Genomic DNA, 21,224 nt, shown 5'->3' with positions numbered 1-21,224 from the left:
TATTTTGTATTTGTATATATATTGTATGTGACTAATCTGTAATATGTAGAAATATTTTAGAGTACGGTATATTTGTGTATAATAAGGTTATAAATGTAAATATAGGAGGGAAAAACATATGATAAAAGCACTTATGGTAGAAGATGATAGTACAATAGCATTTGGAGTAAAATATGCCCTAGATCAAGAGGGGTTTAATGTTGATATAGCAAAGGATTTAGAAAGTGCAAGAGAAAGTATAAACAATAATGAATATAATATAATCCTTTTGGATGTTATGCTGCCAGATGGCACAGGCTATGAATTTTGTAAAGAAGTAAGGGATATGTCAGAGGTTCCAATAATATTTTTAACAGCTTGTGATGAAGAAGTAAATATTGTAATGGGGCTTGATATAGGAGGAGATGACTATATGACAAAGCCATTTAGAGTGAGAGAATTAATATCAAGGATTAAGGCAGTACTAAGAAGAAGAGGAGCAGTTAATGAAGAAAATAAGAAGATTCTTAAGTTTGGAAATATAAGTATACATACTCTAGAAGCTAGGATCTTCAAAAATAATGAGGAGATATATTTAACTTCTGTAGAGTATAAACTATTATTGATTTTGGCTCAAAACAAAAATATAGTACTAAGTAGAGCCCAGATATTAGAGAAACTTTGGGATGTAAGTTATGACTTTGTAAATGATAACACGCTAACAGTTTATATAAAGCGTTTAAGAGAAAAGATAGAGGATAATCCATCAACTCCTAAGCAGATAATTACTGTTAGAGGACTTGGATATAAATGGATAGGAAGTGAAAATAATGTTCATATTTAATCCAGAGATAAAGAAATTTACAATCAAATATATCCTACTATTATTTTTAGCACTACTATTAAGCGTTGGATTTAGTGTAGCATCAATAAACGTCATAAAAAATAAGGTCGTAGAAAATAATCAAGTTATTGTAGGTAATATATTAAGCGAGCATCCAGAACTTGAAAAAGAAATAATAGATATTATAACTCAGGGTAAAAATTATGAAAATATAGAGTTAGGGGCAAAAGTATTAAGTAAATATAACTATAATCATAATATAAAATCACAATATGAGCCTATAATTAATTCTAGTTTTAAAGATATAACAAAAACCAATATTATATTAGTCTTATTAATATTTTTGGTTATTATCATATTGGCATTGTTCTATTTTAGAAGAATATATAAAGATATAATAGATATGACAAATTATGTATATAACAGCTCAGAAGGCATCGAATTTGACATGAAAAATAGAAATCAAGAAGGTCAAATAGGACTTTTAAAAACAGAGCTTATTAAGATGACTACAGTATTAAAAGAGAATGTATCCCTTTTAAAAGGAGAAAAAGTATTTTTAAATAATACAATATCAGATATTTCACATCAGCTACGTACTCCTATGACATCACTTATGATATTAAACGATTTAATGTATGATGATTTACCAATAGAAGTTAAGGTTGAATTTTTGGATAAAATAAAATCTCAATTAAATAGAATGGATTGGCTAATAAAAAGTATGCTTAAGCTATCAAAGGTAGAGGCGAAGGTAATAGATTTTAAGAATGATAAAGTAAATATAGAGGAACTTATTCATAGAGCAGTGCAGCCAATAAAAGTACCAATAGAGATAAAAAATCAAAACTTAGTAATAGAAGGAGATAAAAATGCTTCTTATATTGGAGATATTGATTGGTCAGTAGAGGCTTTAGTAAATATTATAAAAAACTGTGTAGAGCACACTAATGATAATGGAACTATTAGTATAAGTTTTGAGGAAAATCCATTGTATTCAGAGATAATAGTAAAAGACAGTGGTGAAGGAATAGATAAAAAAGATATACCTAATATATTCAAAAGATTTTATAGAGGAAAAAGTAGTTCAAAAGAAGATAGTGTAGGGATAGGTCTTGCTATGGCAAAGTCAATAATTGAAAGTCAAAATGGAGATATATTTGTAAGAAGCGAAAAAAGTAAGGGAACAGAGTTTCACATAACCTTCCATAAAACTTATTGTGACTAATATGTCACATAATAATTCACTTTATAGTAACACAACTTCTATAAAATAGAGGTATAAGATAGTTAAAAATATGGAGGCAATGATGGAAATTTTAAGAGTAGAAAATTTAAATAAGAGTTATGGTAAGGGAGATGTAAAAGTAGATGCATTAAAGAATATAAACTTATCAATAAATAAAGGGGAGTTTGTAGCGATAGTTGGACCTAGCGGTAGTGGGAAAAGTACTTTATTGCATTTATTAGGTGGAGTAGACAATCCAACTAGTGGAAAGGTATTTATTAATGATGTAGATATATATAATTTAAAAACTAAAGATTTATCAATATTTAGAAGAAGAAATGTAGGGCTTATATATCAATTTTATAATTTAATACCAGTATTAACTGCAAAGGAAAATATACTACTTCCTGCAGAGCTTGATAATAGAAAAATAGATAATAATTTCTTAAATGATTTATTAAATACATTGGGACTAAAGGAAAGAGCAAATCATCTTCCAAATGAGCTAAGTGGTGGACAACAGCAAAGGACTTCTATAGGGAGATCATTAATTAATAGACCATCTATAGTGCTTGCAGATGAGCCAACTGGAAACTTAGACAGTAAAAATTCTAAAGAGATATTAGAACTATTAAAACTATCTGTTAAAAAATATAAGCAAACATTAATAATGATAACACATGATAATAATATAGCACTTCAAGCTGATAGAGTAATAACTATAGAAGATGGAACTGTTAAAAGTGACGAGGTGATATAGATGAATTTATATACCTCATTAACACTTAGATATTTAAAAGAAAATAAAAAAAGAACTATCGTTACAATAATAGGAATAATATTATCTACTGCATTGATTTGTGGTATAGGTAATATATACTCAAGCTTTATGGATTATCAAATGAGAGAAACTATAAAAGATAGAGGAAGCTTCTATGCAAGTTTTTATGATGTAAAAAAAGAAAATATAGATTACATTTCTAAAGCAGCTGGTGTTGATAAGTATGCTATTAGTAAAGAGTTAGGTTATGCAAATATTGGGGAATCAAGTTTACTAAAGATAAAGCAATATGACAAAGTTGCTATGGAGGGGTTTCAGGTATCATTAAAAGAAGGTAAGCTTCCGACAAATAAAAATGAAATAGTAATAAGTGAAAATAATAAAAATGTACTTGACAAAGTTTATAAAATTGGTGATGAGATAAAGTTATCTGTAGGGGAAAGAGCGAGCGATGGTAAAGAAGAATTAAATGATTGGGCAGTAGTTAAAGATGAGTATATAAAAAATCCTGAAGAAAAGATATTTAAAGTTGTAGGTATAATGAATAGTCCTAGATATGAATACAACAATGATATTACTATGGGAATAAGCTATATTGATTTAGCTGAAGTATATGATAATGAGAATATAAACATATCAATAACTGTAAAAAATCCTAAAGATATATATGCATTAGCACCCGAGTTAGCTGAAAATGCTAAGATGGAACAAAAAACTGATAGTAATGGAGCGAAATATTACAATATAGAATATAACGAAGGTTTACTTAGACTTTTAGGAGCAAGTGGATATAACAATATTAGGGAGAGTTTAGGGTCTATTATAATGCTAGTAACTTCTTTGGTTATAGTATGTACAATAGCTACAGTATATAATGCATTTAGTATTTCAATAAGTGAACGTAAAAAACAATTTGGAATATTAAATTCTATAGGAGCGACAAATAGCCAAATAATGAAATTAGTATTTACAGAGGGTATTCTAGTTAGTATTATTGCTATACCAATAGGGTTATTATCTGGAACAGTTGCAATGGATATAGTATTTAAGGTTATACAAAACTTATTCAGTGAATCATTCATAGCTGAGATGGACTTAAGAGTAGTTTATGACCCAAGTATTATGATACTAAGTACAGTAGTAGTGCTAATTACAATATTTATATCTGTAATACTTCCAGCATATACTGCTGCAAAAATATCTCCGCTAGATGCAATAAAAAATAGTGGAGGGTATAAAATCGGTAAGGTTAAAAATTCGAAACTAGTAAAGTTACTTCTAAAAACAGAAGGAGAACTTGCTTATAAGAATTTAAGAAGGAATAAGAAGAAATTCAGAATTACATTATTCTCATTAATAATAAGTGTAGTTATATTTGTAGCATTTAGTGGATTTATGACATTGTTCTTAAAAGCAGAAACTGTACGAAGTGGTCAAATGACACATGATATGTATATGTCTACAAGGTCTGAAATTACTAAAGAACAATCTGATAATATAAGAAAAGAATTAAATGATATAAAAGGTATAAATAACTATAGTGAACAAACACACGGATTTAATTTTAATCTTGATTTAAATGAAAATAACATAAATAAAGACAACAAAGAAACAATATTAAATAGCTTAGGCAGTGAAGAAGTAAATGGAGTATACCAGTCTTACAATAATGGGCTATTTTTACCTGGAGATAAGTCAATAAAAAATCTAAATTTAACAAGTGGAAGTTTTGATAAAGACACTGCAATAAAAGAAATGGGTGTTATACTTGTAAATAAGGCCTATTATGAATCACCAGGTAAAAAAGGTGCAATAGATATGACTAGTTATAAAGTAGGAGATAATATAGAAGTATATACTACTAATTATGATGAAGATGGAAATGAAATCAAAGATGATGTATATAAGTTGAAGATAATGGGTACAACAGAAGATATACTTACAGGAAAGAATAGCTATAATTATATGGGAATACAGCTTATAACTTATGATGAAGTAGGAGAAAAATTAGGACTAGATATTATAAAAAATGAGTTTAGTATAGATTCCAATAAGACAGAAGAGACAAGAGTTTTAGTAAAAAAATTATCTGAAAAATACGATCTTAATTTTACTGATGAAGCAGAAGAATCAATGGCCGCAAGACATTCATTTATGGCTATGCAAGTGTTTGTATATGGATTTGTTTCAGTGATATCCCTTGTTAGTATAACTAATATAGTTAACACTATAAGTACAAACATTAACCTTAGAAAAAGAGAGCTAGCTATTATTAAATCAATAGGTGTTACACCAGGCGGATTTAATAAAATGATATACTTAGAGAGCTTCTTATACGGAGTTTTATCTTTATTATATGGAGTTCCATTAGGTATTGGACTTTGTGTATTAATGAATAAGATGTTAGGAAATGTAATAGAGTTTGGATTGGTTCTTCCATGGCCAGCTGTAGGTGTAAGTATAATAGGTATATTTGTTATAACATTTATTGCCTCTTATATACCTATGAAGAAAATAAATAAAGAAAATATAATAGAAAATATACGTCAAGAAAGTATATAAAATATAAAAACTATAGGTATCCTCAGAAAAGAGATAACCTATAGTTTTTGTTTAATTAAGCGATAGCTCTAGATATTTCGGGATTCTTAACTAAGAATCTAACTAAGAGAGGTATGAATACTAACTGAATTGCCATACCAGGGATAGCAGAAGCAAGGCCACCAGTAACGTAAGCTATAGGGTTTATATTTGGAGCTAAAGTAAGAGAAACTATAAAAGCACCAGCCACTGCAAATAATCGTCCTCCTATCATAGATAAAATAAGAGATATGTATATTTGTTTTGTCTTAGAAAATACAAGTCCAGCAAGTATTCCATAACCGCAAAGCTCAAAAGCCATAATAGGCATGACTGGTACTAGTGGTGGCATACCAGTCATAAGTCCGCTTATAATTGGAGTTATAACTCCAATAATACCTCCATATAAAGGTCCTAACAAAAATCCAGCTATTAAAACTGGTATATGCATAGGTAGGAATACTGATCCTGCCATGTTAAATTGATGGAAAAATATAGGTAAAATAATACCGAATGCTATAAATAGCGCAGATAAAACTAATTTCTTTGTTTTCATAAAATCTCCCCCTAAAATTACTTACTAATTACTAAATAATATATTTCATCATTTTCAAATGCATCTTCAACAGTTAATCCAGCTTCTTGAAATTCTTGTTTTTGAGCATTTACTTCAATTAGCCTAGATTCGCTAACTCTATCATCAGTACTTCTATGTAGGTTATTCAAAAAATATCTACTATCAGAATGAGCAATTATAAGCTTGCCATTATTACTTAGGTTATTTTCAACTAACTTCTTAATAGTAGCAGTTTTGTTCTCTAAATGTGGAAACATAGAATAGAGAATAATCCTATCAAATTTATCATCAATAATATCTTCTTCAACATCTACAAGATCAAATGATAAATTTGAAATATGATTAAATTTATTTTTAGCAATTTCAAGCATATTGTTAGAAATATCTACAGCCTTAATATTACCATTTGGATTTAGCTTAATTAAAAATGGAATCAAGACCCCCGTACCTGTTCCAACGTCTAAGACGTTACTATCTTCATTAATCTGTAGTTTTTCTAAAAGATAGTTTATTTTAGACTCATTAATTTTAATTATACTATCCCAGTTTTGTGCTATTGAGTTAAAAAAATCAACTTGACTCACTTAAATACCTCCTAAAATTTTATACAAAAAAAGCCATAAAGGTGTAGAAACCTTCATGGCTTAATTATCATTTAAGATGATTGTAGCACAATTTAGATAAAGTTGTAACAATTATTTTAATGCCCTGTTAAATCACTTTCGTTGTATTTAGCTTTAGGCTTAGCAAGTAATCTATTTATAGGTCCTTTTAAGAATACATTTACAACCAGTGATACTACTAAGAAGATTAAAAGTATTATTATATCTTTTTGTAGATTTGGAACATATACTCCGGCTACTGCTTCACGAAGCGCATTTATTGCGTAAGTGAAAGGTAAAAATGGATTTACATTTTGGAAAAATTGTGGTGTAACTTGAATAGGGAAGGTACCACCTGAAGCTGCAACTTGTATTACTAATAATATAACACCCATTGCTTTTCCAACATTTCCAAATACAGAAACTAAAGAGTAAACTATAAATGTAAACACAGCACTAGTAAACATTGATAGTAAGATAAACAGAGCAGGATTTAAAACTTTTACATTAAGGAAGTATATATCTCCAGCACTAACTATCAGACCTTGAACAAGTGCTAAACTTAAGAATGTAAGACCTCTACCAAAATAGATTTCTGTAGGCTTATATTCTCCGTGTGCTTCAGTAGAGAATAGTGACATAAGTAATAATACACCAACCCATAAAGAAAGTACTGTATAAAATGGCGTCATACTAGCACCATAGTTTGCAACTGGATATAATTTCTCAGTTACTAACTGTACTGGCTGTTCTAAGAAATTCGATCTTGATATTATATCGCTCTTTAGTAGTGATACTAATTCATCTATATCTTTACTAGTATTTATTTTATGCATAGTATCGACTAATTCATTTACTATGTTCTTTGCTTTAGGAATTTTTTCTTTTATAAATTTAAGACTTTCTTGAGCATTTCCTGAGAAATCTAAAGATGTATTTAATATATCTTCTACAGCAGGAAGTTTTGCTTCAGCCTTTTCTAGTACTTCAATAACATTTCCAGCGACTACAAAGCTTTGTTCAAATAGACTATTTATTGGATTTACTATTTGTGAATCAAAGTTGTTTACTATTGATGAACTTATAGCATTTATATCATTTGCAATAGTTAAAATCTTATTTAAATTATCTAAAGAAGGTTTTTGACCGTTAGCTATTTGACCTTTGACTGTATTTATTGCAGCCAGAGCAGTATCAAGCTTTGAGTTTATACTCTCAAGTTGAGCAACTGCATCCTTAAGTGGATGACCAGGAGTAAACTTGTCCAGTTTCTTTAACAATTCAGTTAAAGTCTTTGAGGTATTAGATAAATTTGAAATCTTATTATAAAGTCCATCTACTAAAGCAGGAGCATTTTCAGCACCTTTATTTATTGCATCCATAATGTCTGAAGTAGCGCTAGAAACATTAGAAGATACATCAGAAATTAAAGTTAAATCATTTTTAATAATAGGAGCTATTTGACCCATACTAGATTTAGTGTCTTCTAAGAATGCTTTTAAATCTCCAGATAATTTTTTAGAATTATCTATAGTAGTTTTTATAGAAGGTATATCTCCTTGTAATTGTTTGATTATATCTTCGATTTTTACAGCTGCATTATCTGCGCTATTAATAGTTTTATCTATTGTAGAGAATTTACCTTGTACTTCAACTAAAGAATTTTCTACATTTGTTAATTTAGGTAGTTGGTTTTCAAGTTGAACACCAACCTCATTAAATATTTCAAAGATTATTTCACTTACTGTTTTTACAACCGTTTCATTTACTTGAAGCTGAATAGTTGAAGCTCCCTTGTCAGTAATCTTTGGGGCAATAGCATTTATCTTTTCATTAACAGTATAAATAATTTCACCTTTTTTTATATCTTCAGTGACTAAAGAAGTTAAATCCTTTGAAAAATTAGCAGGTATTTCAACACTTGCATAATATGTACCTTTCTCAACACCCTCTAAAGCTGTTTTCTTATCTACAAACTGCCAGCCTAAAGTTTTATTATCTTTTAGTTTGTCAATTAATTTTTGACCAACATTAACATCCTTATTAAAAACTTCGGCACCTTTATCTTCATTTATAATAGCAACTGATATATTGCCAGTGCTACCATAAGGGTCCCAAGAAGCCTTTATGTTAAACCATGCATATAAAGATGGTAAAACAGCAATTGATATTGCAACGACTAATAATGGGAGATTGGTAAAGATGTCTTTTAAATCTTTTTTATATATTTTGAATATATTCTTCAAAATTACACCTCCGCTAAAATACAAAATGATTAGAATTTGAACTAATTTTATCTCATTTTTTAATTATATTTGTTTTCTAACAAATAGTAAAGTAAAAATATGTAATAAAATGTTGTTTTTTATAAAAACTATTAAACACTAAATATATTTATAAATGTATTTTATGTAATTTCAACATATTTTATATAAGAATTTATAATTAATATAAAATAAGAGATAATGTAGAATATATCTAAAAGATTTTGCTTCTAAGTAAATGTATTATATTTAGAAACAACGATATTAAGAATATTAAAGTAAGGTATGCATATAAGACTTTAAAATAATTATTAGAAATAGGAGAGGGGTAAAAAATTAATAAAGGTGTTAATATACTTATTTAAATAATATTATGTAATTTAATTTTTATATTAACACCAAAGATTAATCACTCTAAATAAATTTAGATAAATAAATTATAAATTATACCTGTATGCTCATTTAGGATATTAAATCCTATTAAGATAAGTATTATTCCGCCAATAAATTGAGCGTAGTTTTTAAATATAGGTCCGATAGTCCGACCAAGCAATACACCTAAAAAGCACATAATAAAAGTTACTAATGCTATGCTACCTGCAATTGGAAGGATTGAAATATTTAAAAATGCAAAGCTAACTCCTATAGCCAAAGCATCAATACTAGTCGCTATAGATAATACAATAAGCTCCTTAGTTGATAAAGTGCTAGAAGATTCTTCATCTTTGCCCTCTCTAGCTTCAAATATCATCTTGATACCGATAAATGTTAAAAGGAAAAAAGCAATCCAATGGTCTACAGATTTTATGTAAGACTCAAATCTAATACCTAAAACCCAACCGATAAGTGGCATTGCTCCTTGGAACAATCCAAAGAACAGAGCAATTTTTGCAGCAACAGCAAAATTTATTTTCTTTAGAGTAATTCCTTTCGTAACAGAAACTGCAAATGCATCCATAGCAAGAGCAAAGGATGTTAGAAAAATAGTGATAAAACTCATAAAAAATCCTCCTTTGTAAATATCAAAAGACAAGAATATTATGCAAAAGTTTGGACAAAAATATACTCTTTATGTTTAATTTAATAAACATACCTATACAAGTGTATAAATAACTTAGTCATAGATATACTATAAATATGCGGTTTGTACAAGTATTATACTAAAATCATAAACAATACATATAAGAATAAATTTAGAAATAAGTGTTATACAGGAGGGAATTGAATGAAGAAATATGTGTGTATAGTATGTGGCTATATTCATGAGGGAGATGCACCGCCTATGAAATGTCCAGTATGCAGTGCTCATTCAGAAAAATTTGAAGAGATGAAAGATAAATTAAAATGGTCTGATGAACACAAAATTGGATTAGATAAAGAATTAAATGGAGATATAGTGGAGATGTTAAGAGTCAATTTTATTGATGAGTGCATAGAGGTTGGAATGTATTTAGCGATGAGTCGCCAAGCAGATAGAGAAGGAGTATCAGAAATAGGAGAAGCATATAGAAAAATAGCTTTGGAAGAAGCAGAACATGCTGCTAAGTTTGCCGAAATGCTTGGAGAAGTAGTAGCCTCAGATACTAAGAAGAATCTAGAAGATAGAATAGAGGCAGAATATGGAGCGACGGAGGGAAAGTTGAGACTTGCTAAAAAGGCAAAAGAACGTGGTATAGATTGGGTACATGATACTGTGCATGAGATGTGCAAAGATGAAGCTAGACATGGTAAGGCATTTCAAGGTCTTTTAAATAGATACTATAAATAAAATATCTAAATAAAAAAGATACTATAATACTCTTATAATAAACTGGAGCTTTATAGTACCTTATTATATTTAAAATTAATTATATATTATTTTAGGTTTATGTATTTTTAGAATACAAATAAGATTTTATACTAAGATAAAATACAAGTGCATCCTTAAAGCTTTTTAAATCTAATCCTAGAATTTCTTTGATTTTTTCTAATCTATAAATTAAGGTATTTCTATGTAAAAATAGAGAACTAGAAGTCTTAGATATATTAAGATCATTTTCTATAAAATTTATACCCGTATGAAGTAAGTTCTCATCCATATTTTTTATTTCTGATAAGTTTGTTAAATTAGAAAAATGTTTATCGCTTGAAACTAAAGATATAGTCTTATAAATAGCTAAATCATTAATTTCTATAAATCTATTAGCAACATTTGACTTAGTTATTACAGGTAAAGTTTGATTTAGAATTTCTAATTTGAAATCTAGAGAAGTAGAATTTTCTAAATCACCTAAGTAAATTATGTAAGTACTAGAATAGGTTTCAGATTCTATAATTTCTGGCGTAGTACAATCAATATTTAATTTAGTACTTGAATTAACTATAAAAAAGCTTTTATATTCTAATATATTAACGTTTTCATAAAGATTATGAAATACGTTTTTTAAAGTGAAAAAATCTAGATTATGTTGATATAGCACATAAGTATGACCGCTAATATTATATAGTTCAGTATCATCTTCAACATCTATAACATAAGTCATATTATTAAAAGTAACCAACGAGTGGCTGTCCTTTAGTTTTTGGTCATTATATTTAAAAATATTATATTTTTTATTGGTTTGTTTTTCAAAAAAATGTATCAAATCTTCCATTAAAATCTCTCCTTGATAAAATTAAAAGTCAAAATCCCAATACCCTTATAAATAATATAACATAATTAAATAAAAAATTAAATTTATTACTCTATTATAATAAACGTTTTTTTAAATAATCCTAAAATATTATATACAAAGTTGATGAGTACTTTAGGATTAAATGATTAATAAAGTTCAATTATTTCAGTAGCCTTTTTCTTAAGTTCTTCTATGGCTATAGAGGGTTCTATTATCTTGATATCTCTACCATAAGTAAAGGCAAACTCAATGCCTTGCCACATAGCATCAAACTCTATATCAACATAAGTGTGACCTAAGTTATTAGTAATATTTTTTATAGATATAAATTTTCTATTTTTGATAAGTTCTAATATACTAGGATTTATTTTATACTTAAATTTATATTTAGGTATTTTGCTTTTAAAATTGCTTGTAGAGTCTTTCCAATGATTCTCTAAGTTAAAATCACTTGGTCTATCAAATATATTATTAGTTAAGGTAGCAGATTTGATTGAGCTTACCTTATAGGTTTTAATGATTTCATTGTTGATAGCGATTAAGTACCAATTTCCTCTTTTACATACTAATCCTAATGGACTCAATGAAACCTCTTTGATTTTATCTATTTTTTGATATAAGATATTTAGCATATTTAGATTCCATATTGCACTTTGAAGAGTTGCCAAGATTTCAGTATTAACAGTTATGTTATCATCACTCCAAGTGTACATATCGATATAAATATAGTTTTGTATGTTTTTAATTTCATTTATTTGATTAGAAGAAGAACTTCCAAGAAATTTTAGCATAGTGGATTCTTTTACTTTTTCTATACCTAAGTCATTTAAGATTTTATCTCCAGTTGGAATGAATAAAGAGTAAAGCTCATTTCTATTTATTCCTGTTAGAGATGTTTTATAATCTCCAAGTAACTTTATACCACCATTGATACCTCTATCACATATTATAGGTATTCCTAATCCGCTTAAAGAATCAATATCTCTATAAATTGTTCTAACAGAAACCTCTAATTTATTAGCCAATTTATTTGCTGTTAACTGATTATTTATTTGAAGAAGCATTAATATTGAAATTAGTCTATCAGCTTTCATAATTTTTTCCTTTCAAATATGACATAAGATGTCAACTATTATATCTTATAATAGATTTTAGGTAAAGCTATTAGTAATTTAGTAAGAGAGGAAGAGAAATATGAAAAGAAAAATAATATTAAATTTAGCAATAAGTTTAGATGGATATATAGCAAGAGAAGATGGAAGTTATGACTGGATAGTAGGTCATGGTGATAATAAATTAGATACTGAAGCAAAGTGGGATTTTAATAAGTTTTTAGAGGATATAGATGTAGTAGTTATGGGAAGAACTTGCTACGATCAAAACATGCATGAAGAATTCAAGAATAAAAAGGTATATGTAGCTACTTCTAAGAAAATGAAAGATTATGATAATATCAAATTCGTAAATGAAGATATTGTAGGAACTATAGAAAAAGAGTTAAAAAATGATGGTAAGGATGTATTTTTATTTGGTGGAGGAGTAGTTATAGACAGTTTTATGAAAGCTGATGTTATTGATGAATATATAGTAGGCATTATACCTACTATACTTGGAGAAGGTAAGCCACTATTTTTAGGAAATAATCATATGATAAATTTACGCTTAGATGAACAGATAGTAGAGGATGGAATTGTGATATTAAAGTACTCTAGAAGAAAATAGTAGGCTTGATTAAAATTAAAATATTATATAAAAATTATAGACTTGTATAAATTTTTAATTGACATTAAAAAATAAAAACATTAATATAAAAGTATAAAAAGTTAATAAATCTTCAGGGCAGGGTGAAATTCCCTACCGGCGGTAAAGCCCGCGAGCCTTAAATGGCATGATTCGGTGAAACTCCGAGGCCGACAGTAAAGTCTGGATGAAAGAAGATAATATAAAGATATAAAACTATAAGTTTATATAATAGGATTATATTAATTTTGTGATAAGCTCTGGAATATTTAATATTTCAGAGTTTTTTAATTTATAAAATAATTAATATAGTTTGATTATACTTATATTTATTTTGCCCTAAGTTTATTTACTTGGGGCTTTTTTTATGGAATTTGGCCTATGACAGAAAATATTTATAGGAGGATTGTAAGTGAACAAATATTATATGAAATTAGCTTTAGAGCTAGCTGAAAAAGGTAGAGGAAATGTAAATCCTAATCCTATGGTAGGAGCAGTAATAGTAAAGAATAATAAAATAATAGGTCAAGGATATCATGAAGAATATGGTAAAGATCATGCAGAAATAAATGCCATAAACAGTACTAAAGAAAATTTAGAGGGATCAACTATGTATGTAACTTTAGAGCCTTGTTTTCATTATGGAAAGACACCTCCCTGTGTAGATAAAATAATAGAATGTAGGATATCCAAGGTGGTTATAGCATCCTTTGACCCAAATCCTTTGGTATCTGGAAATAGTGTGAAGAAACTTTTGGCTGCAGGTATTGAAGTAATGGTAGGCGTTTTAGATGAGGAAAATAAAAAATTAAATGAAGTATTTATGAAGTACATAATAAAAAAAATACCTTTTGTAATAATGAAGTCAGCAATGTCACTTGATGGAAAGATATCAACAAGTACTGGCGAGTCAAAATGGATAAGCTGTGAAAAGTCACGACAAAAAGTACATAAACTGCGAGATGAAGTTATGGCAATTTTAGTGGGAGTAAATACAATAATTAAAGATAATCCCAAATTGACATGTAGATTAGAATATGGGAAAAATCCAATAAGAATAGTTGTAGATAGCACTCTTAAGATACCGCTAAGTTCAAATATTATAACTAGCGCTAAGGATACTAGAACTATTATTGTAACGACCGTATATGCACAAATGAGTAAGGTTAAGGAATTAGAGAGCAAAGGCGTAGAGGTTATAGTAGCTAATGATAAGGATAAAAGAGTTGATTTAAAAGATATGATGAAAAAACTTGGGGCATTAAAAATAGACAGTATCTTACTAGAAGGTGGAGCATCTCTAAACTATTCAGCCATTGAAGATGGAGTAGTTGATAAAGTGCAGATTTATATAGCACCTAAGATAATAGGCGGAGTAGATTCCAAAACACCTGTAGGAGGAAATGGTATAAATTCTTTGAAAGATGCTTTCAAGATTAAAAACATTTCAGTAGAAACTATAGGTGAGGATATTTTGGTTGAAGGATATATTGAGGAGAGTGATAAAGAAAAGTGTTTACAGGTATAGTTGAAGAAATAGGAACTATTGAGGGTATAAGAAAAGGCGCTAAATCAAGCAAACTTATCATTGGATGTAAGAAAGTCTTAAAGGATACTAATTTAGGTGATAGCATATCCACCAATGGAGTATGCCTTACAGTAACTAATATTAATTCAAATACTTTTGAAGCAGATGTTATGGCAGAAACATTAAGGAAAAGTGATTTAGGTAGTCTAGCTATAGGAAGTAAAGTGAACTTAGAAAGAGCGCTACGCTTTAAAGATAGATTAGGCGGACATATAGTAAGTGGTCATATAGATAGTATAGGAGAAATAGTTTCAAAAACTAGAGAAGATAATGCTGTTTGGATAACTATAAAAGCACCATATGACATATTAAAATATGTGGTTTATAAAGGTTCTATAGCAATAGATGGAATAAGCCTTACAGTAGCTTATGTGGATGATGAAGTTTTTAAGGTATCAATAATTCCTCATACAGGAGATGAAACAACATTACTTACTAAGGATATAGGGGAAAAAGTAAATCTTGAGTGCGATGTTATTGGAAAATATGTAGAAAAATTACTTGGTCTATCAAATGAAAATAAAAAGAAAAAAGAGAGGTCTATAAGTGAGGACTTTCTTAAACAGCATGGATTTCATATATAGAAATTAAATTGGAGGAGATTTATTATGTATAAGTTTAATAGTATTGAAGATGCCATAAATGATATTAGAGACGGAAAGATAGTTGTAGTAGTAGACGATCCAGATAGAGAAAATGAGGGAGATCTACTAATGGCAGCAGAAAAAATAACACCCGAAGCTATAAACTTTATGGCTAAATATGGTAGAGGTCTTGTCTGTATGCCTATGGAGGAAGAAAGATTAAAAAAATTAGATATATATCCTATGGTACAAAACAATACTGATAACCATCAAACTGCATTTACAGTAAGCATTGATTATATAAATACTGATACAGGTATTTCGGCATATGAAAGAGCATTAACAATAGAAAAAGTATTAGATGATAATGTAGGAAAAGAAGATTTTAGAAAACCAGGCCATATATTTCCTTTAATAGCTAAAGAAGGAGGAGTATTAAAAAGAAATGGTCATACTGAAGCTGCTGTAGATTTATCTCGCTTAGCTGGATTAAAGCCAGGAGGAGTTATTTGCGAAATTATAAGTGATGATGGAACTATGGCTAGGACGCCAGAGTTAATTGAATTTGCAAATAAGCATGATCTAAAAATAATAACAATAGCTGATTTAATAGAGTATAGAAAAAGAACTGAGATAATAATCGAAAGAGTAGTTGAAACAAAAATGCCAACAAAATACGGTGATTTTAAGATGTATGGATTTATAAATAAAATTAATGGCGAACATCATGTGGCATTGGTAAAAGGAAATATTGAAGATGGAGAACCTGTGCTAACTAGGGTGCATTCTGAATGTTTAACTGGTGATGCACTAGGCTCAAAAAGATGTGACTGTGGAGAACAATATGATGTGGCAATGAAGGAAATAGCAAAAGAGGATAGAGGAATACTTTTATATATGAGACAAGAGGGTAGAGGAATTGGACTAATTAATAAGCTAAAGGCTTATGCACTTCAAGACCAAGGCTTTGATACTGTAGATGCAAATCTTAAATTAGGATTTAAGGCAGATATGAGAGAGTATGCTACAGGTGCACAAATACTTAGAGATTTAGGTGCTAAAAAACTTAGACTAATGACTAATAATCCAAGAAAGATGGATGAATTATCTGATTATAGTATCGAAATAGTAGAGAGAGTACCTATTCAAATGAATCACAATGAGGTAAATGAGATTTATCTAAAAACTAAAAAAGATAGATTAAATCATATGTTAGTATACTAAATAAAAAATAAAAGATATTTAAATGAGTATAAAATAAAACTAAGAAAAAGGAGAATGAAAGATGAGAATAATAGAGGGGAATTTAGTAGCAAAAGATATAAAGGTAGGTATAGTAGTTGGTAGGTTTAATGAGTTTATAGTTTCAAAATTATTAGGTGGTGCTTTGGATGGATTAAAAAGACATGGGGTAGAAGAAGGTAATATCGATGTAGCCTGGGTACCTGGTGCTTTTGAAATCCCACTTATTGCAAAGAAGATGGCAAAAAGCGAAAGATATGACGCTGTAATTTGTTTAGGTGCAGTAATAAAAGGGTCAACTCCACATTTTGACTATGTGTGTGCGGAAGCATCTAAGGGAGTTGCATCAGTATCCTTAAATACAGAAGTTCCTATTATATTTGGAGTACTAACTACGGACTCTATAGAACAAGCTATTGAAAGAGCAGGAACAAAAGCTGGTAATAAAGGTTATGATGCAGCTGTAAGCGCAATAGAAATGGCTAATTTATTAAAACACTTTAACTAGATTATAAAAGTAAAATGTTACGGTAGTACTTGAAAGTAGATTTAACATAATATATTAAACTAGCAATAATATTAAATATTATTGCTAGTTTTTATGTTCAAATCATCAGATACTAAGAATATTTTTTTGTATTCAAGTGGAGTCATATTATTATACTTTTTAAACATTTTAATAAAGTAACTCTGATTTTCAAATCCAACTCTAAAACAAACATCTATTATAGGTATATCTTCAGATTGGAGATATTTATTTGCAACGTTTATTCTATAGCTATTTATGTACTCAATAGGGGTCTTACCTATGATTTTTTTGAAAAAGCGGCAAAAATACTGAGTATTCATATTCATGATGTTAGCCAGATCTTCTATATATATTTTCTTCTCGTAATTTTCATGTATGTAAGTAAGTACATTTTTTATTTGCTGACTTTTGTGATCTAAATTTTTAGCATCATTATCCAGCTCGATAAATAAATTATTCCTATCAAAAATAGAAAGTATTTTATATAAGCAAGACTTGATGTTTAAGTACCATCCGGGTTCTTGAAATTTATATTCATTTAAAATTTCCTTGAATAATTCTAGAACTTTTTCACTATAATCTTTATCAGATTCAATATACTGAGGTAGTTTTAAGGTTTGATTTACAAGCGGTCTAATATGATTTACTTGGCAGTAATCACTCATCTCAAAGCTTAATAAATCAGGAGAAAAAACAAGTGCATGATGATTAGAAGGATTATCTCCTATACGATTAATTTGATGCAATTCCTCACTATTAATAAAGATGAGTTCGTTTTTTTTTAGCCTTTTAACTTCAGAATTTATTGTTACCTCAATAGCTCCTTCCTCAACATATATTATCTCTATTTCTTTATGCCAATGATAAGGTACTAACAAATCTTCAACCTCATGATAGTTACTATAAGTTTTAAGAGGGAGTAGAGAGTTTCCATGAGTAGCAAATTCTTTTAAGTCTTTTATACTTTGCATTTATTTCACCTCGAAATGTCAAAATTGTGTTATTATTCCTCAAAATCGTGTGAGAAATAATTAAATGAAATTTGTATAATCTAATTATAGTTAAAAGTTACTGTTTTAGCAAATATGATTGCTGTAGTAACGTTTTTGATTTACTTAAAAAAGCTAAGATACAATTATTACTTCTAGATAGTTGTAATATCTAGAAGTAATAATTGTTATATAAAAACACTATAAGCAAAGTATTGGGAGGAGATAATGTTATGTTAAAAATAGGAATCATAGGTTGTGGTGGAATTGCAAATGGTAAGCATATGCCAAGTCTTAAAAAAGTAAAAGAAGCTAAGATGGTTGCATTTTGTGATGTTATAGAAGAAAGAGCAATAAAGGCTAAAGAGGAATTTGGAGATGAGGATTCAAAAGTATATACAGATTATAGAGAATTACTAAAAGATAGTGATATAGATGTAGTACATATATGTACACCAAATAGCTCACATGCAGAAATATCAATAGATGCTATGGAAGCGGACAAGCATGTTATGTGTGAAAAACCAATGGCTAAGAATTCTAAAGAAGGTCGTGCAATGCTTGAAGCATCAAAGAAAACAGGTAAAAAGTTAACTATTGGATACCAAAATAGATTTAGAAAAGACTCTAAGTTTTTATATGAAGCATGTAAGGATGATGAGTTAGGAGAAATATATCTTGGTAAAGCTAAAGCAATACGCAGAAGAGCTGTTCCAACTTGGGGAGTATTTTTAGATGAAGAAGCTCAAGGAGGAGGACCATTAATAGATATAGGTACTCATGCACTAGACTTAACTTTATGGATGATGGATAATTATGATCTAAAATATGTAGTAGGAAACACATATCATAAACTATCACAAACAAAAAATGCAGCTAATGCTTGGGGACCTTGGGATCCTAAAAAGTTTACAGTTGAAGATTCGGCATTTGGTTTTATAACAATGGAAAATGGAGCAACTATTATACTTGAATCTAGCTGGGCATTAAATTCACTTAACACAGGGGAAGCGAAAACAAGTCTTTGTGGTACAAAAGGTGGAGCAGATATGGAAGATGGACTTAGAATAAATGGGGAAGAAAGAGGATCTTTATATGATAAGAAGATTCAACTAGATGCAGATGGAGTTGATTTCTATGATGGAAAAGGAGATGATCCAGCATATGAGGAAGCTAAAAGTTGGATAGAGTGTATATTAGAAGACAAAGAGCCTGTGGTAAAACCAGAACAAGCATTAGTTGTAACAGAAATCTTAGAAGCAATATATGAATCAGCTAAAAATGGTGAGCCAGTAATGATTAAGAAGCAGTGTGAGTGTTGCAAATAGAGGGGGATATTAAATGATAAAGGTTACAGTATGGAATGAGTATCGTCATGAAAAGCATAGTGAAGAGGTTAGAAAAATATATCCAGATGGAATTCATAACCAAATAGCTTCATTTTTAAATACAGAAGATTTTACAGTAAAAACTGCAACACTTGATGAAAAAGATCATGGTTTAACAGAAGACGTGCTAGAAGAAACTGATGTACTTATATGGTGGGGACATATTGCTCACCATGAAGTAAGTGATGAAGTTATTGAGAGAGTACATCAAAGAGTATTAAAGGGGATGGGACTGGTTGTGCTGCATTCTGGGCACTTCTCTAAAATATTTAAAAAGCTAATGGGAACAGGTTGTGATCTTAAGTGGAGAGAAGCAGAAGAAAATGAGCGTCTTTGGGTAGTGAATCCAAGTCACCCTATAGCTGAAGGCATAGGAGAATATATTGAGCTTGAAAAAGAAGAAATGTATGGAGAACATTTTGATATACCAGTACCAGATGAACTTATATTTATAGGATGGTTTAAAGGCGGAGAAGTATTTAGAAGTGGATGTACTTTCAAAAGAGGCAATGGAAAGATATTTTATTTCCAACCAGGTCATGAAAGTTATCCTACATTCTATAACGAAAAAATTCAAAGAGTTATTAAAAATAGTGTTAAGTGGTGTGCTAAAACATCAAATACATATCCAACTTACGGAAATCATAAACCATTAGAAAATTTATAGGGGGAATAAAAATGAAGCTAGGAGTATTTACACCATTATTTGCGAACTTATCTTTTGATGAAATGATAGAAAAAGTATCTAGTGCAGGTCTTGATGCTGTGGAAATAGGAACTGGTGGTTATCCAGGGAATAATCACTGTGATATAGATAAGTTATTAGAAAGTGAAGAAGCGAGAGATAAGTATCTAAAAAAATTAGAAGATAAAGGAATTACAATAAGTGCATTTAGTTGTCACTGTAATCCTATATCTCCAAATATAGAAGAAGCAAAAGCAGGGGATGAATTAATTAGAAAAACTATAAGACTTGCATCACTTATGAATGTAGGAGTAATAAATACATTTTCAGGTACAGCAGGAGAGGGAGAAAATGCTACAAAGCCAAACTGGCCTGTAACACCGTGGCCTACTGAATATAGTGATATCAAAACATGGCAATGGGAGAATAGATTAATTCCTTATTGGAAAGAAGTTGGTAATATTGCAAAAGAGCATGGTATTAAAATTGCTATAGAATTACATGGAGGATTCTTATGTCATACTCCATACACAATATTAAAGCTTAGAGAAGAAACTAGTGATGCAATAGGTGTAAACTTAGACCCTAGTCATTTATGGTGGCAAGGGATAGATCCTGTAGGTGCTATAAAGATATTAGGAAAAGCTGGGGCAATATATCACTTCCATGCAAAGGATACATATATGGATCAAGATAACATCAATATGTATGGAGTAACAGATATGCAACCCTATGGTCAAGTTCAAACTCGTGCATGGACATTTAGGTCAGTTGGGTGTGGGCATAGTATGAAAGAATGGAGTGATATAATAAGTGCACTTCAAACTTTTGGATATGATCATGTAATAAGTATTGAACATGAAGATCCAATAATGTCTATAGATGAAGGGTTTAATAGAGCAGTTACTAATCTTAAATCAATACTTATAAAAGAAAAGCCAGTTGATATGTGGTGGGCTTAAGGGGAGCA

The 21,224-nt window shown here is 29.3% G+C and carries 20 protein-coding genes and 1 riboswitch; of the genes, 13 read left to right on the top strand and 7 right to left on the bottom strand.

Going from position 1 to position 21,224, the window contains the following annotated elements; translation table 11 throughout:
* The first annotated feature begins 118 nt into the window (after nt 1-118).
* The 4 genes from CHL78_RS01650 (at nt 119) to CHL78_RS01635 (ending at nt 5,394) form a co-directional block, all read left to right on the top strand.
* Nucleotides 119-823, top strand: a complete 705-nt coding sequence (locus CHL78_RS01650) for a response regulator transcription factor (protein ID WP_094366032.1) — start codon at nt 119-121, stop codon at nt 821-823.
* On the top strand, nt 810-2,051 hold the full coding sequence (locus tag CHL78_RS01645) for a sensor histidine kinase (protein WP_094366030.1): 1,242 nt from the start codon (nt 810-812) through the stop codon (nt 2,049-2,051). The genes CHL78_RS01650 and CHL78_RS01645 overlap by 14 nt, the downstream gene beginning before the upstream one ends.
* A gap of 82 nt (nt 2,052-2,133) precedes the next feature.
* Nucleotides 2,134-2,811, top strand: coding sequence for an ABC transporter ATP-binding protein (locus CHL78_RS01640; protein WP_094366028.1), 678 nt, complete (start codon nt 2,134-2,136; stop codon nt 2,809-2,811).
* Nucleotides 2,812-5,394, top strand: a complete 2,583-nt coding sequence (locus tag CHL78_RS01635; protein ID WP_094366026.1) for an ABC transporter permease — start codon at nt 2,812-2,814, stop codon at nt 5,392-5,394. It begins immediately after the preceding gene.
* Between the two features lie 55 nt (nt 5,395-5,449).
* Here CHL78_RS01635 and CHL78_RS01630 read toward each other — a convergent pair whose 3' ends face one another.
* From CHL78_RS01630 to CHL78_RS01615, 4 genes are all read right to left on the bottom strand, one after another.
* Complete coding sequence (locus CHL78_RS01630; protein ID WP_094366024.1) at nt 5,450-5,968, bottom strand: ECF transporter S component; 519 nt, start codon at nt 5,966-5,968, stop codon at nt 5,450-5,452.
* A 17-nt stretch (nt 5,969-5,985) separates the two neighbouring features.
* The gene (locus tag CHL78_RS01625; protein ID WP_094366022.1) at nt 5,986-6,573 is read right to left on the bottom strand and encodes a class I SAM-dependent methyltransferase; all 588 of its coding nucleotides are present in this window, start codon (nt 6,571-6,573) and stop codon (nt 5,986-5,988) included.
* Between the two features lie 116 nt (nt 6,574-6,689).
* Nucleotides 6,690-8,837 (bottom strand): YhgE/Pip domain-containing protein, encoded by a 2,148-nt coding sequence (locus CHL78_RS01620; protein ID WP_094366020.1) that lies wholly within the window; start codon nt 8,835-8,837, stop codon nt 6,690-6,692.
* 442 nt (nt 8,838-9,279) lie between these two features.
* Entirely contained in the window at nt 9,280-9,855 is a 576-nt protein-coding gene (locus tag CHL78_RS01615) for a manganese efflux pump MntP (protein WP_094366018.1), read from the bottom strand.
* Between the two features lie 225 nt (nt 9,856-10,080).
* Between CHL78_RS01615 and CHL78_RS01610 the strand changes: the two genes are divergently transcribed.
* On the top strand, nt 10,081-10,623 hold the full coding sequence (locus CHL78_RS01610; RefSeq protein WP_094366016.1) for an NADH peroxidase: 543 nt from the start codon (nt 10,081-10,083) through the stop codon (nt 10,621-10,623).
* 97 nt (nt 10,624-10,720) lie between these two features.
* Here the strand turns inward: CHL78_RS01610 and CHL78_RS01605 are convergent, their stop codons facing one another.
* The gene (locus CHL78_RS01605; protein ID WP_094366014.1) at nt 10,721-11,488 is read right to left on the bottom strand and encodes a PucR family transcriptional regulator; all 768 of its coding nucleotides are present in this window, start codon (nt 11,486-11,488) and stop codon (nt 10,721-10,723) included.
* A gap of 167 nt (nt 11,489-11,655) precedes the next feature.
* Complete coding sequence (locus CHL78_RS01600) at nt 11,656-12,603, bottom strand: helix-turn-helix transcriptional regulator (RefSeq protein ID WP_094366012.1); 948 nt, start codon at nt 12,601-12,603, stop codon at nt 11,656-11,658.
* Nucleotides 12,604-12,703: 100 nt separating this feature from the next.
* On the opposite strand from CHL78_RS01600, the gene CHL78_RS01595 reads away from it, so the two are divergent.
* From CHL78_RS01595 to ribH, 5 genes are all read left to right on the top strand, one after another.
* Nucleotides 12,704-13,231, top strand: a complete 528-nt coding sequence (locus CHL78_RS01595; RefSeq protein ID WP_094366010.1) for a dihydrofolate reductase family protein — start codon at nt 12,704-12,706, stop codon at nt 13,229-13,231.
* A gap of 104 nt (nt 13,232-13,335) precedes the next feature.
* Nucleotides 13,336-13,452: riboswitch (FMN riboswitch) on the top strand.
* Nucleotides 13,453-13,661: 209 nt separating this feature from the next.
* Nucleotides 13,662-14,777 carry a bifunctional diaminohydroxyphosphoribosylaminopyrimidine deaminase/5-amino-6-(5-phosphoribosylamino)uracil reductase RibD gene (gene ribD / locus CHL78_RS01590; RefSeq protein WP_094366008.1) on the top strand — a complete coding sequence of 372 codons (1,116 nt, stop codon included), beginning with the start codon at nt 13,662-13,664 and terminating at the stop codon, nt 14,775-14,777.
* Nucleotides 14,762-15,421 (top strand): riboflavin synthase, encoded by a 660-nt coding sequence (locus CHL78_RS01585; protein ID WP_094366006.1) that lies wholly within the window; start codon nt 14,762-14,764, stop codon nt 15,419-15,421. Before ribD ends, CHL78_RS01585 begins: the two co-directional genes overlap by 16 nt.
* Nucleotides 15,422-15,445: 24 nt before the next feature.
* Complete coding sequence (locus tag CHL78_RS01580) at nt 15,446-16,645, top strand: bifunctional 3,4-dihydroxy-2-butanone-4-phosphate synthase/GTP cyclohydrolase II (RefSeq protein WP_094366005.1); 1,200 nt, start codon at nt 15,446-15,448, stop codon at nt 16,643-16,645.
* Between the two features lie 61 nt (nt 16,646-16,706).
* A complete protein-coding gene (ribH, locus tag CHL78_RS01575; RefSeq protein WP_094366004.1) occupies nt 16,707-17,171 on the top strand; it encodes a 6,7-dimethyl-8-ribityllumazine synthase in 465 nt (154 codons plus the stop codon).
* A 71-nt stretch (nt 17,172-17,242) separates the two neighbouring features.
* On the opposite strand, the gene CHL78_RS01570 is transcribed toward ribH, so the two are convergent.
* Nucleotides 17,243-18,163 (bottom strand): AraC family transcriptional regulator, encoded by a 921-nt coding sequence (locus CHL78_RS01570; RefSeq protein ID WP_094366003.1) that lies wholly within the window; start codon nt 18,161-18,163, stop codon nt 17,243-17,245.
* A gap of 251 nt (nt 18,164-18,414) precedes the next feature.
* Here CHL78_RS01570 and CHL78_RS01565 point away from each other — a divergent pair, with 251 nt between their 5' ends.
* From CHL78_RS01565 to CHL78_RS01555, 3 genes are read left to right on the top strand one after another with little or no spacing between them, the layout of a single operon-like run.
* Entirely contained in the window at nt 18,415-19,509 is a 1,095-nt protein-coding gene (locus tag CHL78_RS01565; protein ID WP_094366002.1) for a Gfo/Idh/MocA family protein, read from the top strand.
* Between the two features lie 13 nt (nt 19,510-19,522).
* Nucleotides 19,523-20,236: a ThuA domain-containing protein gene (locus tag CHL78_RS01560; protein WP_094366001.1), complete on the top strand. Its 714-nt coding sequence runs from the start codon at nt 19,523-19,525 to the stop codon at nt 20,234-20,236.
* Between the two features lie 11 nt (nt 20,237-20,247).
* Nucleotides 20,248-21,216, top strand: a complete 969-nt coding sequence (locus tag CHL78_RS01555) for a sugar phosphate isomerase/epimerase family protein (RefSeq protein ID WP_094366000.1) — start codon at nt 20,248-20,250, stop codon at nt 21,214-21,216.
* The last annotated feature ends 8 nt before the right edge of the window (nt 21,217-21,224 follow it).

Origin of the sequence: Romboutsia weinsteinii (assembly GCF_002250835.2) — a bacterium.
In the GTDB taxonomy this organism is placed as follows: Bacteria; Bacillota; Clostridia; order Peptostreptococcales; family Peptostreptococcaceae; genus Romboutsia_A; species Romboutsia_A weinsteinii.
Note: the sequence above shows the minus strand (reverse complement) of the source record. Positions and strands in the feature narration are given on the sequence as shown.

Bases quoted from the DNA above. Each gene is read 5' to 3' on its own strand.
- CHL78_RS01650 (WP_094366032.1), top strand. From the start codon at position 119: ATGATAAAAGCACTTATGGTAGAAGATGATAGTACAATAGCATTTGGA.
- CHL78_RS01645 (WP_094366030.1), top strand. From the start codon at position 810: ATGTTCATATTTAATCCAGAGATAAAGAAATTTACAATCAAATATATC.
- CHL78_RS01640 (WP_094366028.1), top strand. From the start codon at position 2,134: ATGGAAATTTTAAGAGTAGAAAATTTAAATAAGAGTTATGGTAAGGGA.
- CHL78_RS01635 (WP_094366026.1), top strand. From the start codon at position 2,812: ATGAATTTATATACCTCATTAACACTTAGATATTTAAAAGAAAATAAA.
- CHL78_RS01630 (WP_094366024.1), bottom strand. From the start codon at position 5,968: ATGAAAACAAAGAAATTAGTTTTATCTGCGCTATTTATAGCATTCGGT.
- CHL78_RS01615 (WP_094366018.1), bottom strand. From the start codon at position 9,855: ATGAGTTTTATCACTATTTTTCTAACATCCTTTGCTCTTGCTATGGAT.
- CHL78_RS01610 (WP_094366016.1), top strand. From the start codon at position 10,081: ATGAAGAAATATGTGTGTATAGTATGTGGCTATATTCATGAGGGAGAT.
- CHL78_RS01605 (WP_094366014.1), bottom strand. From the start codon at position 11,488: ATGGAAGATTTGATACATTTTTTTGAAAAACAAACCAATAAAAAATAT.
- CHL78_RS01600 (WP_094366012.1), bottom strand. From the start codon at position 12,603: ATGAAAGCTGATAGACTAATTTCAATATTAATGCTTCTTCAAATAAAT.
- CHL78_RS01595 (WP_094366010.1), top strand. From the start codon at position 12,704: ATGAAAAGAAAAATAATATTAAATTTAGCAATAAGTTTAGATGGATAT.
- CHL78_RS01580 (WP_094366005.1), top strand. From the start codon at position 15,446: ATGTATAAGTTTAATAGTATTGAAGATGCCATAAATGATATTAGAGAC.
- ribH (WP_094366004.1), top strand. From the start codon at position 16,707: ATGAGAATAATAGAGGGGAATTTAGTAGCAAAAGATATAAAGGTAGGT.
- CHL78_RS01570 (WP_094366003.1), bottom strand. From the start codon at position 18,163: ATGCAAAGTATAAAAGACTTAAAAGAATTTGCTACTCATGGAAACTCT.
- CHL78_RS01565 (WP_094366002.1), top strand. From the start codon at position 18,415: ATGTTAAAAATAGGAATCATAGGTTGTGGTGGAATTGCAAATGGTAAG.
- CHL78_RS01560 (WP_094366001.1), top strand. From the start codon at position 19,523: ATGATAAAGGTTACAGTATGGAATGAGTATCGTCATGAAAAGCATAGT.
- CHL78_RS01555 (WP_094366000.1), top strand. From the start codon at position 20,248: ATGAAGCTAGGAGTATTTACACCATTATTTGCGAACTTATCTTTTGAT.